Here is a 17699-nt window from a genome sequence, read left to right on the forward strand (position 1 = left end):
CCGAACGAGTTGTAGGTCAGCAGCAGTCCCCTGAGCGCTTCGTGTCGGGTGGTTCCCCCACTGAACATACGACGCGTGCGGGAAGGTGTTCTGTGTCGTGATCCCGGACGCGTTCAGTCGGCGGATCAGAGTGGAAGAGCGACTCGCGACACTCTTCTGCATCCGTCATCTGGTGGGTGCGCCTTTGTTTCGGAAACAGCCTGTCGGGCGCCTCACCTTGAGTCCGGTGGGTTATCCGGTCAGCGATCCGTGACGAGTCACCAACTACAACTGAGGGCGAAAGCCCGAGCCTAGGGATCCGTTTTGTTGCACTTGCGAAGCCCCGATCGGGCGCTATAGTTGCCCGAAAGAAACCGCTCGGATGGTTTCTTTTCGATGTCCGGGGGCCATCACCACAGCATCTGTTCCGCCTGCTCGTGCACGTCTCGACGCAGGTTTGGTCGATGCCGGGTCCTTTGCCTTCAACGTGATCAGAGGGGGAAATGTGTATCCACGGGAAGTGCTGTTCGGGCGCATGCTGGGGTTGGTTACAGAGGAACAGCTGCGCGCACTGGGCAAGGCCACAGTGGCGATACCCGGTTGCGGCGGAACGGGGTACACGTATGCGGAGTGCCTCGCACGGATGGGCATCGGCAACTTCCGCCTCTCGGATACGGACCGTTTCGGGCCGGAGAACATGAATCGCCAATTCGGTGCGACAGTGGACACCGTCGGACGTCTGAAGTCCGAGGTGCTGGAAGAGCGCTTGCGCTCGATCAATCCGGAGATCACCGTCACGCGGTTCCCGGACATCGACGAAGACAATGTCTCCGACTTCGTCGCCGGCGCCTCGGCGCTCTGCGACACCATCGACTTCTTCGCCATGAACGAGCGTCGGATGCTGCACCGTCAGGCTCTCATTCACAAGGTGCCCACCGTGTTGTGCTGCCCGGTCGCGTACGGCGTGACGGGGCACTACTTCAACTATCACGAGAACGATCGAATCGACTTCGACGTCCTGTTCCACCAGTCCGATTCGAACGACGAGCAGCAGAACCTCGAGAACTTCGGAAACACACTCGCTCCGAACGCGTTGCATCGCGCCTATCTCGACGATCCGAATCTCGACTTCGAGAACCACAAGGTCGCCTCAGTGAGCGCCTCGTGCCTGCTGGCCACCTCGTGGGGGTCGATGCAGGCCGTCTGCGCAATCCTCGGACTGCCGTCCCAGTTCCGTCCCGTTCCCGAGATGTACGAGTTCGATCTTCGTGCAATGCAATTCGTTTCCAGCTCCATGTCCACTGCTGTTCTCGGCTGATCCCTTAGCGACCTTCGGAGATCTCATGGCATCACTCTCTTCTGGCCTGCTCGAGCAGCCCGCCGAAATCAACGACCTGCCCGAACTCCTCGACCGCGCATACACGTATGGCGACAGTGACGCCTTGCTGCGGGTTCAGCAGCGCCTTGCGGACGTTCATGCGCGTTCGTTCGAAATTCCTTCTTCCGTGCCCCGGACCGGCTTGGACACCTTGCGTTCCGACCTGCACTGTGCGTTGCAGATCGAAGAGCGCATGCTCTCATACGAGGACCGATTCATCGACCACGCCGCATGCCCGTCAACGTCCGGGGGCGGGCTCGAATTCGTGCGCAGTCTGAAATCGATCGTTCGCGAGCACCCAGCGAACCGGCACCCGTTCTATATCGAATTCCTGCCCGACAGTGCTGAAATCGGCGACATCGCCTACTACCTTGCGCAGGAGTCGGCGCTGGATCCGCGGTTCGACGACTTCATCGCTCTGATGCAAATCGGGATGTCCGTACGCCCGAAACTCGAACTGGCCGGCAACTACTGGGACGAGATGGGAAACGGTACCGAACCGCGCGTGCACACCGTGATGTTCCAGAACGCTCTCAACGAGGTCGGTGCCACCGACGACTTCATCCGCGAGAATCTCAGTGTCGACGCCATGGTATGCGGGAACCTCTCAGCCATGCTGGCATTGCGCAGGCCTTTGATCTTCCGTGCCGTGGGCAGCTTCGCCGTGACCGAATTCCTGTTTCCGCGCCGGTGCGCGCAGCTGCTCGAGGCGTGGCGGCGTAACGCGCTCTCCGTCGAGGGAATCGAGTACCACCGCGAGCACATCGGCATCGATGCGCGCCATGCGTCGGGGTTTTTCAAGAACGTCATCATTCCCTTGGTCGAGGAACGTCCCGAGGTGGCACCCGAGATCTATTGGGGCGCCGTGGCGCGCCTCAACTCGTCGCAGCGCTACCTCGACTCCACCCTGCAGACCCTGACCTACGGAAGTGCCCGATGAACACAGATCTCGCACAGCGCGGCTACGCACTCGTGGACGGCTTGTTCGCCACCGCCGAGCAACTGATCTCCTATGAGAACTGTCCGCACGATCCGTTCATGGGCAACGGCACCCGATACAAGCGGTTTTCCCAGTTCAAGCTCGTCCACGATAGCGATGGTTGGGGCACCGAGTTGCTGCCGGCACGCGCCTACACCGCGCCAAAGGAGTTCAACCCGGTCGGTGGCGGATTCAAGCGCCCGTACGAGCCGCTCGAGGTGGACTTCAGCGGGATCGTCACCGAACTGGCGGACCAGCTCGGCCTCGACCGCACGACCGCCTGGCAGATCAACGTGCACCAGAACCGGAGCATCGCCGAACCCCGGCGCTCCGGCCAGCTGACTCCGGAAGGCCGGCACAAGGACGGTCACGAGTTCGTCACCATCAGCGCGTTCGCCCGTTCGAACGTCACCGGCGGCTGCACTCGGGTGTGGAGTGACGAGGAGGCCGGACAGCCGCTATGGGAACACACGATGACCCCCGGTCAAACGTTGCTGCTCGACGATCGGGCGGTCCTGCATGATGTGACCGACATCCAGGCGGCCACCGATGTCCGCGGCACCCGGGACATCCTCATCGTTGCCTACTCACGGTGGGACGAACGGTGGTACGGCGACGAGCACGACACGGCCGTGCTCGAACCGCACGTTGTCCCGGGCCGGATGTGATCGGCCGGCGAGGACATCACTTATGAGCATCTCCTTGTTCCTCGACGGGGCAGCCGGCACCACAGGTCTTCTGATCGAAGACCTGCTGCGACGCCATCACCCCGAGTTCGAAATCCTGCACTTGTCGGACGACGATCGAAAGGATCTCGCCGCCAAGCGCGCTCTCCTCGCCGAGGCCGAATGTGCGGTGCTGTGTCTTCCCGACGCCGCTGCGATGGAATCCGCTGCTCTGGCAGACGAACTGGGTGTGCGCGTGCTCGACGCCAGCAGTGCACACCGGGTGTCGGACGGTTGGGCATACGGGCTGCCCGAACTGGACCGCGGTGCCCAGCGACATCGGATCAGTGGTGCGTGGCGGGTAGCCAACCCCGGGTGCTACGCCACTGGGGCGCTCCTGTTGCTCAACCCGCTCTCGCGCGCCGGTCTCCTCCGCCGGAATGCGCACGTTCCCATCTTCGGAATCTCCGGCTACAGCGGAGGCGGTCGCGCGATGCTGCAGCGCTTCGAACGCGCCGGCGAGACCTTGCGCACCGGCAGCTACACCCACGACCACGAGCACAAGCACGTGCGCGAGATCGTGAGACACAGCCCACTCGGCCGCAAGCCACAGTTCGTACCGTCCGTCGGTGCCTTCGAACGCGGGATGTCGGTGACGATCACCCTCGGTCGCGAAGCCCTGACCGACGAGACCGACGCCGTCGCCGTCCTGAAGCAGTACGAACAGTCCTATGCGGACGAACAATTCGTCCAGGTGCGCACCGCGCAACCGGATGACCCGAACGGTCTGCTCATGGTCGACGACGTTGTGGGCACCAATAACGCTGCCGTCTACTGCTTCGACGACGGCACCGACCTGACCTTGGTGTGCCACCTGGACAACCTCGGCAAGGGCGCGTCGCTGGCCGCAATCCAGAATCTGAACATCATGTTCGGCTACCCGGAAGGGCTCGGTATCGATGACCAGCACTGAGCATCTCCCTTTCACGAAGTACACCGCGCTGGGCACCGACTACCTCGTCTTCGACGGCGGTCACTTCGGCACGACCTTGGACGTACAGCAGATCGTCAGGCTGTGCGATCGCCGATTCGGTGTGGGCGCCGACGGTATTCTCGTCCACTGCCCGTCCCTGGCGAGCGGGCCGTTCCGAGTGCGCATCTTCAATTCTGACGGCAGCGAATGCGAGCGCAGCGGCAACGGATTGCGCATCTATGCTCAGTGGCTGCTCGATATCGGCGCAGTCGATCGCGATCGATTCGAGATCGACTGCCTCGCCGGAACGTCCCCGATCGAGGTCAACAACGATGGCACGCTCACTGTGGCAATGGGACCGGCGGTGTTCGAGCCCCACGCGATCGGGCTGACCGACCCCTCGATCGATCCACAGCGGTTCGTGCTCGATACTTCCGCCGGCGCTCTCGACGTGACCGCATTGTCCGTCGGAAATCCACATACGGTCGTGTTCACCCCGGTCGAGCCCCATATCCAGAACACCCTCGGACCGCAGATCGCCACTCATCCTCTGTTCGCCTCCGGCACCAACGTCCAGTTCGTCGCACGGATCGACGCAGCCGGGATGGACATCGACATCTGGGAGCGTGGATCCGGCCGTACTCTCGCCTCGGGTAGCAGCGCGTGCGCCGCCGCGGCGGCCGCACTGTCGCGCGGTTCGACCACCGCCCCGGTGACCGTTCGGATGCCCGGTGGCCAGCTCACCGTCGATCGGCGCGGCACACAAATTTGGCAGACCGGACGGGCGCACCATGTGTTCGCGGGCACCGTCCGACCCCCCTCCCCGAAGGCGGTAGCTGCATTATGACCACACTGACCGTCCGTCACGCCACAGTCGCCGACGCGCAGCGCATATGCGAGATCTACAATCACGCAATCGAATCGCGTGCCAGTACGTGTGACCTCGAGTCGCGTGGCGTGCACGATATCGAAGGATGGTTCTCCGGAAGAGATTTCGGGTCCCGACCTATTTATGTGGCTGTCGACGATGGCACGGTCACCGGATATCTGTCCGTATCCGATTTTTGGAACGATCGTCCCGGTTACCGCGTCACCGCAGACTGCGGCGTCTATCTCGATCCGGCCTTCCAAGGTCGCGGGATCGGATCGACGTTGCTACGCACCTTCCTGGACGACGCTCCTCGCCTAGGCATCCGCACGGTCGTCACCAGCATGTTCGCCGACAACGCTGCGAGCGTCCAGTTGTTCGCCAGATTCGGTTTCGATCGCGTCGGCATGTGCACGGGGGTGGCGGACCTCGAAGGTGTCCGGAAGGACCTCGCTATCGTCCAACGAAGGATCACACCAGCATGACACTGACGATGCAGCAATGGATCTTCGTCGAGAGCTACGGTCGTTACACCCTCGATCTTGGTGACAGCAACGTCGAACTCGCGGACATTACCACTGTCCCGGGCTTCGCCGAGATCACCACCGTGCCACTCGGATATGGTCACCAGGCCGGGCTGCCCGAACTGCGTGCAGCTATCGCTGCGCGCTACCACAATGTCGACCCGGCAGACGTTCTTGTCTGCCACGGTGCCCAAGAGGCATTCTCCCTTCTGGTCCGCAGCCTCGAAATCACCGATCGCAGCGAAGCGGTAGTGATCGGGTCGGGCTGGAGCCAGCACACCTATTATCCGGCCGAGGTCGGGCTCTCGGTTGTGACGGTCGCACTCGATCCGTGTGAGCACACTCTGCTGGCTGCGGTCGCGGAGGCCGTGACCTGGCGAACGAAGGTCATCGTCGTCGCCACACCGGAGAACCCGACCGGTTGGACCGCGTCCCGCGACTTCATCGAAGCGGTCGCCGACATCGCCGATGCCTACGACGCCGTGCTCGTGGTCGACGAGGAGTATGTTTGCGATCCCGATATGTCGGCGGCCGGGATCTCCGACTGCGTTGCCGTCATCAGCGGGTTGTCGAAGCTGCACGGTCTGCCGGGGCTTCGTATCGGTTGGTGTATCGCCACTGCTGACCTGGTCGACCGCTGTACGCAGCGGAAGCACCTGACCACCATCTCCAACTCGGTACTGTGCGAGTCCATCGCGACGGCCGTCCTGCGCGACGGCGACCGGTTTCTCGCCCGAGCCCGCACCCTCTGTCGAAGTGGTGCTCACACTCTGCAGGAATGGGCGTCTGTGCTCCCGCAGGTCAGCATCGTCAATGCTCGGGACGATCTGCCATTCGCGTGGCTTCGGATCGATAAGTCCCTCGACAGTCTCGCCGTGGCCCGACGGGCGCTTGATGAGGGTGTACTCGTCATCCCCGGGGAGGTGTTCGATCGGCCCGGGTATCTGCGTGTCGCCATCGCTCGGCCTCCCGTAGATCTCGACCGCGGCTTGAAGGTTCTGGCCCGAGCCGTGTGCGGTCCTCGATTGGATCCCCTCACGGCCGGAGGCCGCGCATGAACGATTCGGAACCGACCGCGTCATCCGGGACCATCGAACCAAGCGAGTCCGGCTGGGACATACGTTTATGGGCAGTCCTCGTCGTGGTGTGTGGTGCGTTGTTCCTCGATGGCCTCGACAGCGCCATGATCGGTGTGGCTGTACCGTCGATACAATCCGAGTTTGCGACATCAGCCAGCGCCGTTCAGTGGACCGTCAGCGCCTACGTTCTCAGCTTCGGCGGTCTGCTGCTGTTCGCCGGCAGGCTCGCCGATGCGATCGGCCGCCGTGTGGTCCTGCTCGTCGGCGTGGCGATCCTGCTTGCTGGATCTCTGCTCGGAACGTTCGCTACCACCGTCGAGTTGATCATCGTTGCCCGGTTCGGTATGGGTGTGGGCGCAGCGCTGACCGCACCAGCCGGGCTCGCGATCATCACCACGACTTTCCCTGAAGGACCAGCCCGAAATCGTGCCGTCGGCATCTACACGGCCTGCGGAGCCGTCGGCTTCTCGGCCGGCCTTCTCGGTGGCGGCCTGCTCAGCAGTGTCGGGTGGCGCTGGGTATTCGCGCTGTCAGTGGTGATGGCCGCTGTAGTCTGGGCCGGCGCAGTGACCTTCGTCCCCCCTGATCGACCAATCCGCACCGAGCGGAGAACATTGAACCTGCCCGGATCGCTCGCTCTTACTGCGACGATGCTGCTGCTTGTCTACACCGTGGTTGAAGCGCCACAAGCAGGCTGGACCTCGACGTCGACACTCGCCCTGGCAACCGGGGTGCTCGTTCTCGCCGCAGGGTTCGCATACACGGAACGGCGTAGCGTCGCACCTCTGTTCCCCCGGCACCTGTTCCGCGGGGGGGACTTGCTCTCCGCCGCTCTGTTCAGCGCTGCAATCATGGGAACCTACACAAGCTTTCAGTTCCTCAGTGCGCTATATCTGCAGCAGAACCTGCACTGGTCACCGCTGCAGATGGCGCTTGGGTTCCTCCCGTTGAGTGTCCTGGTGGCAATCATCGGACCTAAGGTCGGCGTATTGATCAGCGCTGTGGGAACCCGCCTCGTCATCGCTACCGGTTTCGGCATCTATGCAGTCGCGTACCTGTTGTTCCTGCGAATCGGCGGTGGGGGTTCGTTCTGGGATCTCGTCCTTCCCACTGTGGTGCTTGTCGGTTTCGCTTTCCCGATGAGTTTTACCGGCGCTTATGTGCAAGCCACCTCCGGAGTTCCCGATCGGGACCAGGGCGTAGCTGCCGCGGTTGCCCAGACCGGCTATCAGTTGGGCTCAGCGCTTGTGCTGGCGGTCGTGACACTCCGGCTCCCGCAGGGAACTTCGGTCGGTGTCGTAGCCACACCCGCCGACTATCGCGACGGGATGATTGTCGTCTGTGCTGTCGCTCTTGCTGCCTTCGCCTGTGCAGTTCTCCGCGTAGTCCGACCTCACCGGCGGGCTCACGCCGTCAGGGTGTCGGAGGACGTGTCCGCAGCAAAGGTGATGCCACGATGACCAACGAGCCGCTCTGCCACGTGCTGTCCGTGTTCGACATCGAGGCCGAACCGGTCACCGACGGCATTCTGCGGCGGCGCATTCATCGTTCGGATTTCGCGTCGAGTTGGCTGATCGAATTTGCCCCCGGCAGTTGTTGGCCCGAGGTGGGCCGTCACACCGGGAGGAATGGTACTACGTTCTTCGGGGCGAAATCCTTGAAGGAAATCGGTGTCATCCCGCAGGAACGTACGTCCGGTTCCTTCCCGGCTCCTCCCACCGTCCCCGCAGCCGTACCGGAGCTGTCATTCTCGGGATAACCCAGGAGCAAGCGGACTATCGGTCGGAGTAGTCACGGTACCTCTGAAAATCGCGAAACCGGCGGAGCACTGTTCGATCGGGTGCCCGTTGAGCGATCCCGACCCCTGGAGCCGGGTTGTAGGGGTCCCACGCACGAGTCGTGAACTCGTACCGGCCGGAATCGCTGGGCACCGGGGAAGATGATCATCCGGGGAGACGACATCATGAAGCGCAGTACATTCATAATGCAACGCCATTTAACTGCCTCGATGACACGTCCCCGCGCCATCGACGGTGGCAGTGCGGTCGCGTGCGCGGCACCCGCACGCCACGGCGATGAGCCGAATCACGGTCAGTAGACCCGCGCCGACACCGGGACCTGCCTGACCGGAAGCGGCGAACCACATCGCGAAGGTGACCTACAGCACCGCGATCATCATTCCGGTGGCGGTACGCGGCCGGAGCGGCGTCACATCGTCGGTGGGCATCACCACGGTTCCGGATGGGCTCGGGACGCAGCAGGGACATCGAGATCACGGGGCGGTACGGCGGTTTCCGTCACCGGGGGAACAGCGCGCACGGTCGAGGACCACCGCAGCCGACCGGCGCGCACCCCTTCATACTTGCGGCCTTGGGCGCGGGTGATCTCCCGCAACCGGTCCGCCTCGGCGAAGTACACCAGCTGCCAGTCGCCGGTGACGAGTTCGGCGATCACCGGCGCCGGACCCCGACCGACACCGCCTACGCGGCGCGCGGTCTCGGCGAGAGCGTGCACATCGACCGAGGTTGCCACCGGATTCGATCCGGGTATCGAGAAGTGCTCCCGGCTCGTCCGCATTCCGTACATCCCCGCTCCTCGCTCCACGGACTCGACCGGAGCCGGGCCGTCTCCGGTCTGCACTTGCAGGTGCACAGTGTCGCCTCCACAGTCCTGCCGAGACGAGGGCGGGTCGATACCCGATCCGCACCGCCGCCGACAGCGCCTCTCTCGGTCCATGTCTGCATCGTGCACGACGTCGTTGTTCGCTACCGTGCCGAGCATGGGCACGACCCTGCACGCACCTCACCCCTGGCCTGCCATCACTGCGGCCCTGCGCCGGCCCGGACCCCGGCGCGTCGCCATCGCCTACCTCGACCACACCGCGCCCGACCTGCTGCCGCTGCGCAGCGGGGGCCAGTTGATCGTCGACACCGCCCGCGCCGCCGTGCGCGCACACGCCACATCCCCACCACCCTCGCCCACTTCCTCGACGCCGGCGTGCAGGTGCTGTCGACTGCGAACCTGCACACCGGCCTGATCGTCACCGCAGAGAAGGTGATCGTCGGCCCGGCCAGCGCCTCGCACGTCTCCACCGTCGCCGACAAAACCGCGCTGATCGCCGACGATCCCGGCGCCATCGCAGCAGCACATGCCTTCCTCGACCGTCTCGAGGACACCGTCGTCGACGAGGTGTTCCTCGACAGCGCCACCGCCATCTGGCAGATCGGCCGCGTCGTACCCCTGGCCGGGATCGGCCCCGGGCTATCGCACCCACTAGGTCCGCGAGGACAACCCTGGTCCCGACCGCCGCACCCGTCTCCAGCCCGGCGACGTCGTGATCCGGATCAGCAACGACGACACCCGGCTGGACCCGCCGGCCGTCGTCGCAACCGGCCCCCACCGCATCCCCCACACCCGCCACGCCCTGGCCTACCGGTTACGCGCCCGCGCCGACCTCGACCCCATCGCCATATCCGACGCCACGCGCATCCTCACCGACCGCGGTCACTCGAACCCGCGCCTGCACCGCGACCACCGCATCATCTCTGCGAACCTGCGCGCCGCGGTGCTGGCTCTGTGGAAGATGTGACCATCTTTGGACCGTTGACCGGCGGCCCACCCGGTACACCCCCACTGACATGCGTAAATGGCACGTCCCCTGCGCCTTACACTGCCGGCTGCATCGCGTCGGCGGCGAAGGCTTGTGTCCACCACTGGTCGACGTTGGCGTGCTCTTTCGGTAACGCCAGGGCCGGGGCTACGACGAAGTACCGCTCGACGGTCGGGCACACCGGGCCACGTTCGTGCTGGTAGACACGCACGATTTCCATCGTCCCCGATGTCCGGGCGAACCTTGTTCTGTGCGGCTCCGTCGGCCGCGAGGCGACCGAGGATGTTGTGCATGCTGGCCCGGGAGCCGCAGCCGCGGATGCGGACCGAGCGTGCGGCATCGCCGAGTTCGGTCGGGTCGGTCTTGCGGGGCCGCAGAATGCGGCGAATCTCGTAGATGGCGTGCTCGTGGCTCTCGAGGATTGCCTCGACGGCATCCAGGACGTTGTCGAGCTGGTGCTCGCGGAGCATCTCGATCAGGCGGCGGCCGCCGACGAGGCCCTGCGCTGGATTGAGCGCGAGTGCGAGGTGTTCCATCAACAGAGTTCTCGCGCCGACTTCGGGTGCTTCGGCATAACGAGCGAAGTTCTCGGCGCGACTGCTCTTGTTGGCAAAGCTGAACGGACAGAATGTGCACGCGCTCTTGCCGACGCTGGTGCCGAGGATCGAGCGGGTGTAGTCGATCGCGTCGGCGCGTGACCACCCCCAGTCGATCAACGGGTACTCGCCGGTGCGTCGGTCGGTGTTGAAGAGTGCGTCCTTGTCCGCGCGACGCTGCTCGCCTGCCTCGAATCCCATGACGTGCCGATAGGGACGGCCGCGGGTGATCCGAGTGATCACCGGGTCGAGGACATCGCCTTTCGCGACGCCGACACTGGAATGTGTCGCTGCCGCACCGACGACCGCGGCCGCCGCACCGACACCAGCGATCCCGGATCCGGGGCACCCATCGAGCGCCATTCCCACAGCACCGGTGCTTCATCACCAGCGAGGCGAAACCACCATTGTGAAGTCACGAAAGGCCCCAGTTGCCGAGTGCGGGACATGACCGCCCATCCGCAGAACACGTGTGCGGACCCATACACGGGCCTCCCCCGGTCAGGGATGTACTTCCGTCCTTCCCATCATCGAGGGATCGGCTACTTTAGCGGGCTAGATCAGCGAGCGCTGGGCAGGGCGATGTGCCGGCCGGCCCGGATGATCCGGGACAGGTCCGCCCGCTGATCGAGGGCCCGGGTGTCGACAGGCGACCCGGCGTCGCGGAGCAGCAGGACACCCGCGTCGCGTTCGGTGACGGTCTGCGCGAGCAGACCCTCCTCGTCCTCCGCTCCCCCACCGAACCGGAGGCCGACGTGGCAGTGCGCGTCGACGAGGCCCGGCAGGATCCAGCCGTCGGCGCAGAGCACCTCGGCGTCGCGGCCGGGCTCGGCCGTGAACGCTCCGTCGGCCCCGACGAACAGTTCGACGGGTTCGCCGTCGGCCAACGACCGGCCTCACACGACGAAGGAACGCGCATCACCCTCGGTCACGGTCATCCCCGGACCGGCTCAGTTCTTGGGGAACTTCAGCTTCGACAGGTCGAAGTTCTCGAGTCCCGGAGGAAGCTCGTCGAGGCCCTTCGGCATCTTCGACAGGTCGGGCATCCCGGCGGGCATGCCGCCTGGGAGACCGGGGAAGCCGCCGGGCATACCGCCCCGCACCTTCGGCGGCGTCGGTCCGCGACCGCCCTTCTTCCCCTTCTTGCCCTTCTTGCGCTGATTCTTGCGTGCGCCCGGCATGCCCATCTGGCCGGCCATGGCCGTCATCATCTTCCGGGCCTCGAAGAACCGGTCGACGAGCTGGTTGACGTCGGAGACCTTCACACCGGAACCGTTGGCGATGCGCAATCGCCGCGAGCCGTTGATGATCTTCGGGTTGGCGCGCTCCTCCGGCGTCATGCCGCGGATGATCGCCTGGATGCGGTCGAGCTGCTTCTCGTCGACGTTGGCGAGAGCGTCCTTCATCTGCCCGGCTCCGGGCAGCATGCCCAGGAGATTGGCGATGGGGCCCATCTTCCGCACGGCCATCATCTGCTCGAGGAAGTCCTCGAGGGTGAGCTCGCCGGAACCGATCTTGTTGGCGGTGGCCTCGGCCTGCTCGGCGTCGAAGACCTGCTCGGCCTGCTCGATCAGGGTGAGCACGTCGCCCATGCCGAGGATGCGGCTGGCCATGCGCTCGGGGTGGAAGACGTCGAAGTCCTCGAGCTTCTCACCGGTGGAGGCGAACATGATCGGCTGGCCGGTGAGCTCGCGGACGCTGAGCGCGGCACCTCCGCGAGCGTCGCCGTCGAGCTTGGTGAGCACCACGCCGGTGAAGCCGACGCCCTCGCGGAACGCCTCGGCTGTGCTCACGGCGTCCTGACCGATCATCGCGTCGAGGACGAACAACACCTCGTCGGGCTGCACTGCGTCGCGGATGCCCGCGGCCTGCGCCATGAGTTCCTGGTCGATACCGAGGCGACCGGCGGTGTCGACGATGACCACGTCGTACTGCTTGTTGCGCGCCTCGGCGATGCCCTGCTCGGCCACGGCGATCGGGTCGGCGGCGGTGACTCCGAGTTCGTTCTCGCCTCCGCCGATGGAGGTGCCGGGATGGGGCGCGAAGACCGACACGCCGGCACGCTCACCGACCACCTGCAGCTGGGTCACAGCGCCGGGGCGCTGGAGGTCGCAGGCGACCAGCATCGGGGTGTGCCCCTGCGCCTTGAGCCACTTCGCGAGCTTACCCGCGAGCGTGGTCTTACCGGCACCCTGCAGACCGGCGAGCATGATGACCGTCGGCGGGTTCTTCGCGAACTGCAGACGACGGGTCTCGCCGCCGAGGATCCCGACGAGTTCCTCGTTGACGATCTTGACGACCTGCTGGGCCGGGTTGAGCGCGCCATGCACCTCGGCGCCCTTGGCGCGCACCTTGATCTTCTTGATGAACTCGCGCACGACGGGCAGCGCGACGTCGGCCTCGAGCAGGGCGAGGCGGATCTCACGGCAGGTCGCGTCGATGTCCGCGTCGGACAGCCGCCCCTTGCCGCGCAGGTCCTTCAGGACCCCTGTCAACCTGTCGGAAAGGGATTCGAACACCGAATGCGCTCCTGAGCTCTGACGAAGATGCGGACATTGCTGCGAACCAGGGTAACCGCTCCCGATCCCTCGCGATCGCGGGTGGCCACACCACAGCGCGGGCCACCCGCGCTGTCACGATCCGTCGGTCACGCTCTGTCGACGGGTGCGGGCGGCTCGGGAGCAGGCAGGACCGACAACAGTTCCTTCTCGAGATGTTCCCGGGAGACACGGGTGTGGGCACCGGCGAGATCGACGCAGAACGAGTCGATCACCGTCGAACCCAGCGTGCTCACCCGCGCCCACCGCACGTCGGCTCCGACACGCTCGAAGACGTCCGCGAGACGGCACAGCAGACCGATCCGGTCCTCCGACCGGATCTCGAGCACGACCTGGTCCGATTCGGATCCTTCGAACCAGATGATCCGCGGCGGCGCGAGAGCGGCGCTGACCGGAACCGCCCGGGCCGTTCGCTCGGGAAGCCGGCTCTCGCGTTCGGCGCGGTCCTTGGCCTCGAGGGCACCGAGGAGGTCGAGATCGCCGGAGCGCGCCCGCACGAGTTCCTGCCGGAGCAGGGCCGCTTCGGGCGGTGAACCGAATCTCGGAGCCACGACGAAGCTGTTGACCGTGCTGCCGGCGTGACTGCCGATCGAGGCCGACAGCACCCGCAGACCGTGCAGGGAGAGCACACCGGCCTCGTCGGAGAGCACGCCCCGCTCGTCGGGCGCGACGAAGGTCGCGGAGAAGCTGCGGCCGTCCTCGCGTGGTTCGAGCGCGACGTGCAGGGCGCCGTCCTCGGCGAGGTTCGCGAGGGCGGGATCGATCGGATCCGGTGCCGGCAGCTCGTCCCCCGCCATCATCATGCGGCAGCGGCGCACGAGTTCCCGGATCAGCGACGCCTTCCAGTCCCCCCACACCCCCGGGCCGGTGGCCTGCGAATCCGCCTCGGCCAAGGCGTGGAGCAGGTCGAGCAGCACCGGATCCCCGTCGAGGGCGCCGACGACCGCGGCCACGGTCTCCGGATCGTCGAGGTCGCGGCGGGTCGCGGTGTGCGGCAGGAGCAGATGGTGCCGCACCATCGAGGTGAGCAGCGCCAGATCCGAAGGCCACAGGCCCATCCGCCGCCCGATCTGCAGGGCCAGTTCGGCACCGACCACGCTGTGGTCGCCCCCGCGTCCCTTCCCGATGTCGTGCAGCAATGCGCCGAGGACGAGCAGGTCCGGACGGGAGACCCGCGTCGTCAGTTCGCTCGCGTACACGGCGGTCTCGACGAGGTGCCTGTCGACGGTCCACGTGTGGACGGCGTCGCGGGGCGGCAGGTCGCGCACCGCACCCCATTCGGGGAGCAACCTCCCCCACAGTCCGGTGCGGTCCAGCGACTCGATGACGTCGACCGCGCGACGTCCCGAGCCGAGCAGCACCAGGAAGTCGTCGAGGGCTTCCCGGGGCCAGGGTTCGCGCAGCTCCGGTGCGTGATCGGCGAGTCGGGTGAGCGTGGCCGCCGAGACGGGCAGTCCGGCCTGCGCAGCGGCCGCCGCGACCCGCGTGATCAGGCCCGGATCGCGACGCGGATGCGCGTCGCGTGCGAGGGCGACCTCTCCCCCGTGCTCGACGACCCCTTCGTCGAGCGGACGCCGCACCGGTCCGCGGCGCAGACGCGACAGACCCTTGCGCGGCAGCGAATTGGCCGCGGTGCGCAGACCGACGTCGACGGAATAGCTGATCGTGCGGGCCGATTCGGTGAGCACCCGCGCAAGATCGAAACGGTCGCCGATCCGCAGCGCCGCGGCGATCTCGTCGGCGTCCTGCGCGCGCAGCTGGTCGCGGGAGCGGCCGGCGACGCGGTGCAGCTCGGTGCGTACATCGAGCAGTCGCCGGTGGGCGGCCGCGAGCCCGCCGCCCGGGACGTCGGGTCCGAGTCCTGGCATGCCGTCGGTGAGCTGCGCAACGGACAGGGCATTGAGCAACTGCACGTCCCGCAACCCGCCGCGACCGCTCTTGAGGTCGGGTTCGGCCCGGTGGGCGATCTGCCCGCTGCGCTGCCATCGCACCTCGGTCGTCTCGATGAGTTCGTCGAAGCGGGACCGGATGCCGGTGCGCCACTGCCGTCGCACACCACCGATGAGCAGATTGCTCAGCTGGGCGTCGCCCGCGATGTGCCGCGCCTCGAGCATTCCCAACGCGGCCGTCAGATCGGACGAGAACACCTGGAGGGCCTGGGGCACCGTCCGGACACTGTGGTCGAGCTTGATGTGCGCGTCCCACAGCGGGTACCAGAGCTCGTCGGCGACCTTCGACACGACGGACGGCGCCATGTCGTCGTGGAGGAGGATGAGATCGAGATCGGAGTACGGGAGCATCTCGCGGCGTCCGAGACCCCCGACGGCGACGATGGCGAAGCCTCCCTCGCGCTTGATGCCGAGTTCGGAGCCCTTCGTCGTCAACCAGAATTCGTGCAGGTCCACGAGGGCGTGGCGCAGGGCCACGGTGTCGAGGCGGCGGCTGCGGGGGCCGCCGGAGAGCAGGGTGTCGCGGGCGGCCGCCAGATCGGCGGCGCCCGCCGGTGCGGTTGTGCGGGCCGAGGACACCGAAGGCCCCGATCCCGCTGCCGAAGCAGCGCGATCAGGGCCTCGAGTGCCGGACCCCTGGGGGTCAGAGCGCATCCGAACCTCGTTCTCCGGTGCGGACCCGGACAACGGCTTCCACGGGCGTGACCCACACCTTGCCGTCGCCGATCTTGCCGGTACGGGAGGCCTCGACGATGGTCTCGACGACCTTGTCGACAGCGGAGTCGTCGATGACGACCTCGACACGGACCTTCGGCACGAAGTCGACGGAGTACTCGGCTCCGCGGTAGACCTCGGTGTGGCCCTTCTGGCGGCCGTACCCCTGCACCTCGCTGACTGTCATTCCCAGCACACCGGCCTGCTCCAGGCCTGCCTTGACGTCCTCGAGCGTGAACGGCTTGATGATCGCCGTGATCAGCTTCATATCCTCATCCTTCCCAGAGCCCGCTGGCCGCTGTCATCCCTGCTCACTGTCGTGGTCTTCTTATCACTTGAGAGCCGGCGCGAAGTCGTATGCGGATTCCGCATGTTCGGCTTCGTCGATACCGCGGGCCTCTTCCTCGTCGCTCACACGCCAGCCCATGGGCTTGAGTGCGAAGGCGATCACTGCGGTGACGACGGCGGTGAACACCAGGGCGACGACTGCGATGACGATCTGGATGACGAGCTGCTTGTAATCGCCACCGTAGAACAATCCGGTCTCGGTGCCGAGGAAGCCGATGGCGACCGTGCCCCACAGGCCGGACACGAGGTGGACACCCACGACGTCGAGCGAGTCGTCGTAACCGAACTTGTACTTCAGACCCACCGCGAGGGCGGACAGGACACCGGCGATGACGCCGAGGGCGATCGATCCGACCGGGCTCAGCGAGCCGGCAGCGGGGGTAATGGCGACCAGGCCGGCGACGGTACCGGACGCGGCACCGAGACTGGTGGCCTTGCCGTCACGGATGCGCTCGGTGAGGAGCCAGCCGAGGATGGCGGCGGCGGTGGCGGTGGTGGTGTTGACCCAGGCCAGGCCGGCAGTACCGTCGGCGGCGAAGGCCGAACCGGCGTTGAAGCCGAACCATCCGAACCACAGCAGCGCGGCACCGAGCATGACGAACGGCAGGTTGTGCGGACGGAAGGCGGTGCGACCGAAGCCGGCACGCTTGCCGATGACGACGGCCAGGACGAGAGCGGCGATACCGGCGTTGATGTGCACGACCGTGCCACCGGCGAAGTCGATCGGCTCCACCGCGGCGCTGACCTCTCCGCCGTCCTCGACGGTGCCGAACATGGCCGCTGCGATGCTGTCCTCGGAGCCCGAGAGCAGGCCGCCACCCCACACCATGTGGGCGAGCGGGAAGTAGGCGCAGGTGACCCAGATGGCCGCGAACGCCATCCACGTACCGAACTTCACGCGCTCGGCCAGCGCACCGCTGATCAGGGCGGTGGTGATGATCGCGAAGGTCACCTGGAAACCGATGTCGATGATCTGCGGGTAGTTGCCCGAACCACTTGCAAGGAACTCACCATCCTCGCCGTACATGGCTCCCTGCAGACCGAACTGCTCGAAGGGGTTCGCGAAGATCCCGAGTACGCTCTCGTTGCCGTAGGACATCGACCAGCCCCACAGGACGTAGATGACCCCGATCACGGCCATCGCGCCGAAGGACATCATCATCATGTTGAGCACGGACTTGGAACGGGACATCCCGCCGTAGAAGAACGCCAGGCCCGGGGTCATCAGAAGCACGAGCGACGCTGCTATCAGCATCCACGCTGCGTCGCCGGTGTTCACCACTTCCTCCACTTGCAACCTCCCTGTAGGCCGCGCCGAGCGGCGCGTTGTCGAGGGAAAGCTTGCTGCCCGGATGTTTCCGTGGAGGCGCCGCGCTGTTTCGTGGGCGTGAACGCAGGAACCGACCTTGTTTCATCCTTGTTTCACACTTTTCGGACACCGCATCCCCACCGACAGAACCGGCCGCTGCCCGCATGAGC

18 protein-coding genes and 1 pseudogene are annotated in these 17699 nt (G+C 65.8%); 12 read left to right on the plus strand and 7 right to left on the minus strand.

Annotated elements, in window-relative coordinates:
- Window positions 1-484: 484 nt before the first annotated feature.
- The 9 genes from AC6CID_RS21385 to AC6CID_RS21425 are packed head-to-tail and all read left to right on the plus strand — an operon-like array spanning window position 485 to window position 8204.
- Window positions 485-1297 carry a ThiF family adenylyltransferase gene (locus AC6CID_RS21385; protein ID WP_198162495.1) on the plus strand — a complete coding sequence of 271 codons (813 nt, stop codon included), beginning with the start codon at window positions 485-487 and terminating at the stop codon, window positions 1295-1297.
- A gap of 25 nt (window positions 1298-1322) precedes the next feature.
- Window positions 1323-2297 (plus strand): iron-containing redox enzyme family protein, encoded by a 975-nt coding sequence (locus AC6CID_RS21390; RefSeq protein ID WP_230826425.1) that lies wholly within the window; start codon window positions 1323-1325, stop codon window positions 2295-2297.
- Window positions 2294-3004 carry a 2OG-Fe dioxygenase family protein gene (locus AC6CID_RS21395; protein WP_006551232.1) on the plus strand — a complete coding sequence of 237 codons (711 nt, stop codon included), beginning with the start codon at window positions 2294-2296 and terminating at the stop codon, window positions 3002-3004. Before AC6CID_RS21390 ends, AC6CID_RS21395 begins: the two co-directional genes overlap by 4 nt.
- Window positions 3005-3026: 22 nt before the next feature.
- A complete protein-coding gene (gene argC / locus AC6CID_RS21400; RefSeq protein ID WP_033096491.1) occupies window positions 3027-3974 on the plus strand; it encodes an N-acetyl-gamma-glutamyl-phosphate reductase in 948 nt (315 codons plus the stop codon).
- On the plus strand, window positions 3961-4821 hold the full coding sequence (gene dapF, locus AC6CID_RS21405) for a diaminopimelate epimerase (RefSeq protein WP_498354430.1): 861 nt from the start codon (window positions 3961-3963) through the stop codon (window positions 4819-4821). The genes argC and dapF overlap by 14 nt, the downstream gene beginning before the upstream one ends.
- Complete coding sequence (locus AC6CID_RS21410) at window positions 4818-5327, plus strand: GNAT family N-acetyltransferase (RefSeq protein WP_006551229.1); 510 nt, start codon at window positions 4818-4820, stop codon at window positions 5325-5327. The genes dapF and AC6CID_RS21410 overlap by 4 nt, the downstream gene beginning before the upstream one ends.
- Entirely contained in the window at window positions 5324-6424 is a 1101-nt protein-coding gene (locus tag AC6CID_RS21415; protein ID WP_064060945.1) for a pyridoxal phosphate-dependent aminotransferase, read from the plus strand. The genes AC6CID_RS21410 and AC6CID_RS21415 overlap by 4 nt, the downstream gene beginning before the upstream one ends.
- Complete coding sequence (locus AC6CID_RS21420) at window positions 6421-7905, plus strand: MFS transporter (RefSeq protein WP_217579895.1); 1485 nt, start codon at window positions 6421-6423, stop codon at window positions 7903-7905. The genes AC6CID_RS21415 and AC6CID_RS21420 overlap by 4 nt, the downstream gene beginning before the upstream one ends.
- A complete protein-coding gene (locus tag AC6CID_RS21425; RefSeq protein ID WP_006551226.1) occupies window positions 7902-8204 on the plus strand; it encodes a hypothetical protein in 303 nt (100 codons plus the stop codon). Before AC6CID_RS21420 ends, AC6CID_RS21425 begins: the two co-directional genes overlap by 4 nt.
- Before the next feature lie 467 nt (window positions 8205-8671).
- Here the strand turns inward: AC6CID_RS21425 and AC6CID_RS21430 are convergent, their stop codons facing one another.
- Window positions 8672-8977, minus strand: coding sequence for a hypothetical protein (locus tag AC6CID_RS21430; RefSeq protein WP_498354431.1), 306 nt, complete (start codon window positions 8975-8977; stop codon window positions 8672-8674).
- Between the two features lie 247 nt (window positions 8978-9224).
- Between AC6CID_RS21430 and AC6CID_RS21435 the strand changes: the two genes are divergently transcribed.
- The gene (locus AC6CID_RS21435) at window positions 9225-9482 is read left to right on the plus strand and encodes a hypothetical protein (RefSeq protein ID WP_248846232.1); all 258 of its coding nucleotides are present in this window, start codon (window positions 9225-9227) and stop codon (window positions 9480-9482) included.
- Between the two features lie 297 nt (window positions 9483-9779).
- On the plus strand, window positions 9780-10034 hold the full coding sequence (locus tag AC6CID_RS21440) for a hypothetical protein (protein ID WP_248846231.1): 255 nt from the start codon (window positions 9780-9782) through the stop codon (window positions 10032-10034).
- A gap of 76 nt (window positions 10035-10110) precedes the next feature.
- Here AC6CID_RS21440 and AC6CID_RS21445 read toward each other — a convergent pair whose 3' ends face one another.
- A complete protein-coding gene (locus AC6CID_RS21445; RefSeq protein WP_498354432.1) occupies window positions 10111-10266 on the minus strand; it encodes a hypothetical protein in 156 nt (51 codons plus the stop codon).
- Window positions 10267-10456: 190 nt separating this feature from the next.
- On the opposite strand from AC6CID_RS21445, the gene AC6CID_RS21450 reads away from it, so the two are divergent.
- A complete protein-coding gene (locus AC6CID_RS21450) occupies window positions 10457-10753 on the plus strand; it encodes a hypothetical protein (RefSeq protein ID WP_498354433.1) in 297 nt (98 codons plus the stop codon).
- 470 nt (window positions 10754-11223) lie between these two features.
- Here the strand turns inward: AC6CID_RS21450 and AC6CID_RS21455 are convergent.
- From AC6CID_RS21455 to AC6CID_RS21475, 5 genes and pseudogenes are all read right to left on the minus strand, one after another.
- A pseudogene (locus tag AC6CID_RS21455) lies at window positions 11224-11538 on the minus strand (amidohydrolase family protein); the annotation flags it as partial.
- A 63-nt stretch (window positions 11539-11601) separates the two neighbouring features.
- Complete coding sequence (ffh, locus tag AC6CID_RS21460) at window positions 11602-13170, minus strand: signal recognition particle protein (RefSeq protein ID WP_024100624.1); 1569 nt, start codon at window positions 13168-13170, stop codon at window positions 11602-11604.
- Between the two features lie 128 nt (window positions 13171-13298).
- Window positions 13299-15812, minus strand: coding sequence for a [protein-PII] uridylyltransferase (locus tag AC6CID_RS21465; protein WP_024100623.1), 2514 nt, complete (start codon window positions 15810-15812; stop codon window positions 13299-13301).
- Window positions 15802-16140, minus strand: a complete 339-nt coding sequence (locus AC6CID_RS21470; protein WP_006551220.1) for a P-II family nitrogen regulator — start codon at window positions 16138-16140, stop codon at window positions 15802-15804. Before AC6CID_RS21470 ends, AC6CID_RS21465 begins: the two co-directional genes overlap by 11 nt.
- Before the next feature lie 63 nt (window positions 16141-16203).
- Window positions 16204-17511 (minus strand): ammonium transporter, encoded by a 1308-nt coding sequence (locus AC6CID_RS21475; RefSeq protein WP_006551219.1) that lies wholly within the window; start codon window positions 17509-17511, stop codon window positions 16204-16206.
- Window positions 17512-17699 lie beyond the last annotated feature (188 nt).

The sequence above is a fragment of the Rhodococcus sp. GQ147 genome (genome assembly GCF_059759155.1).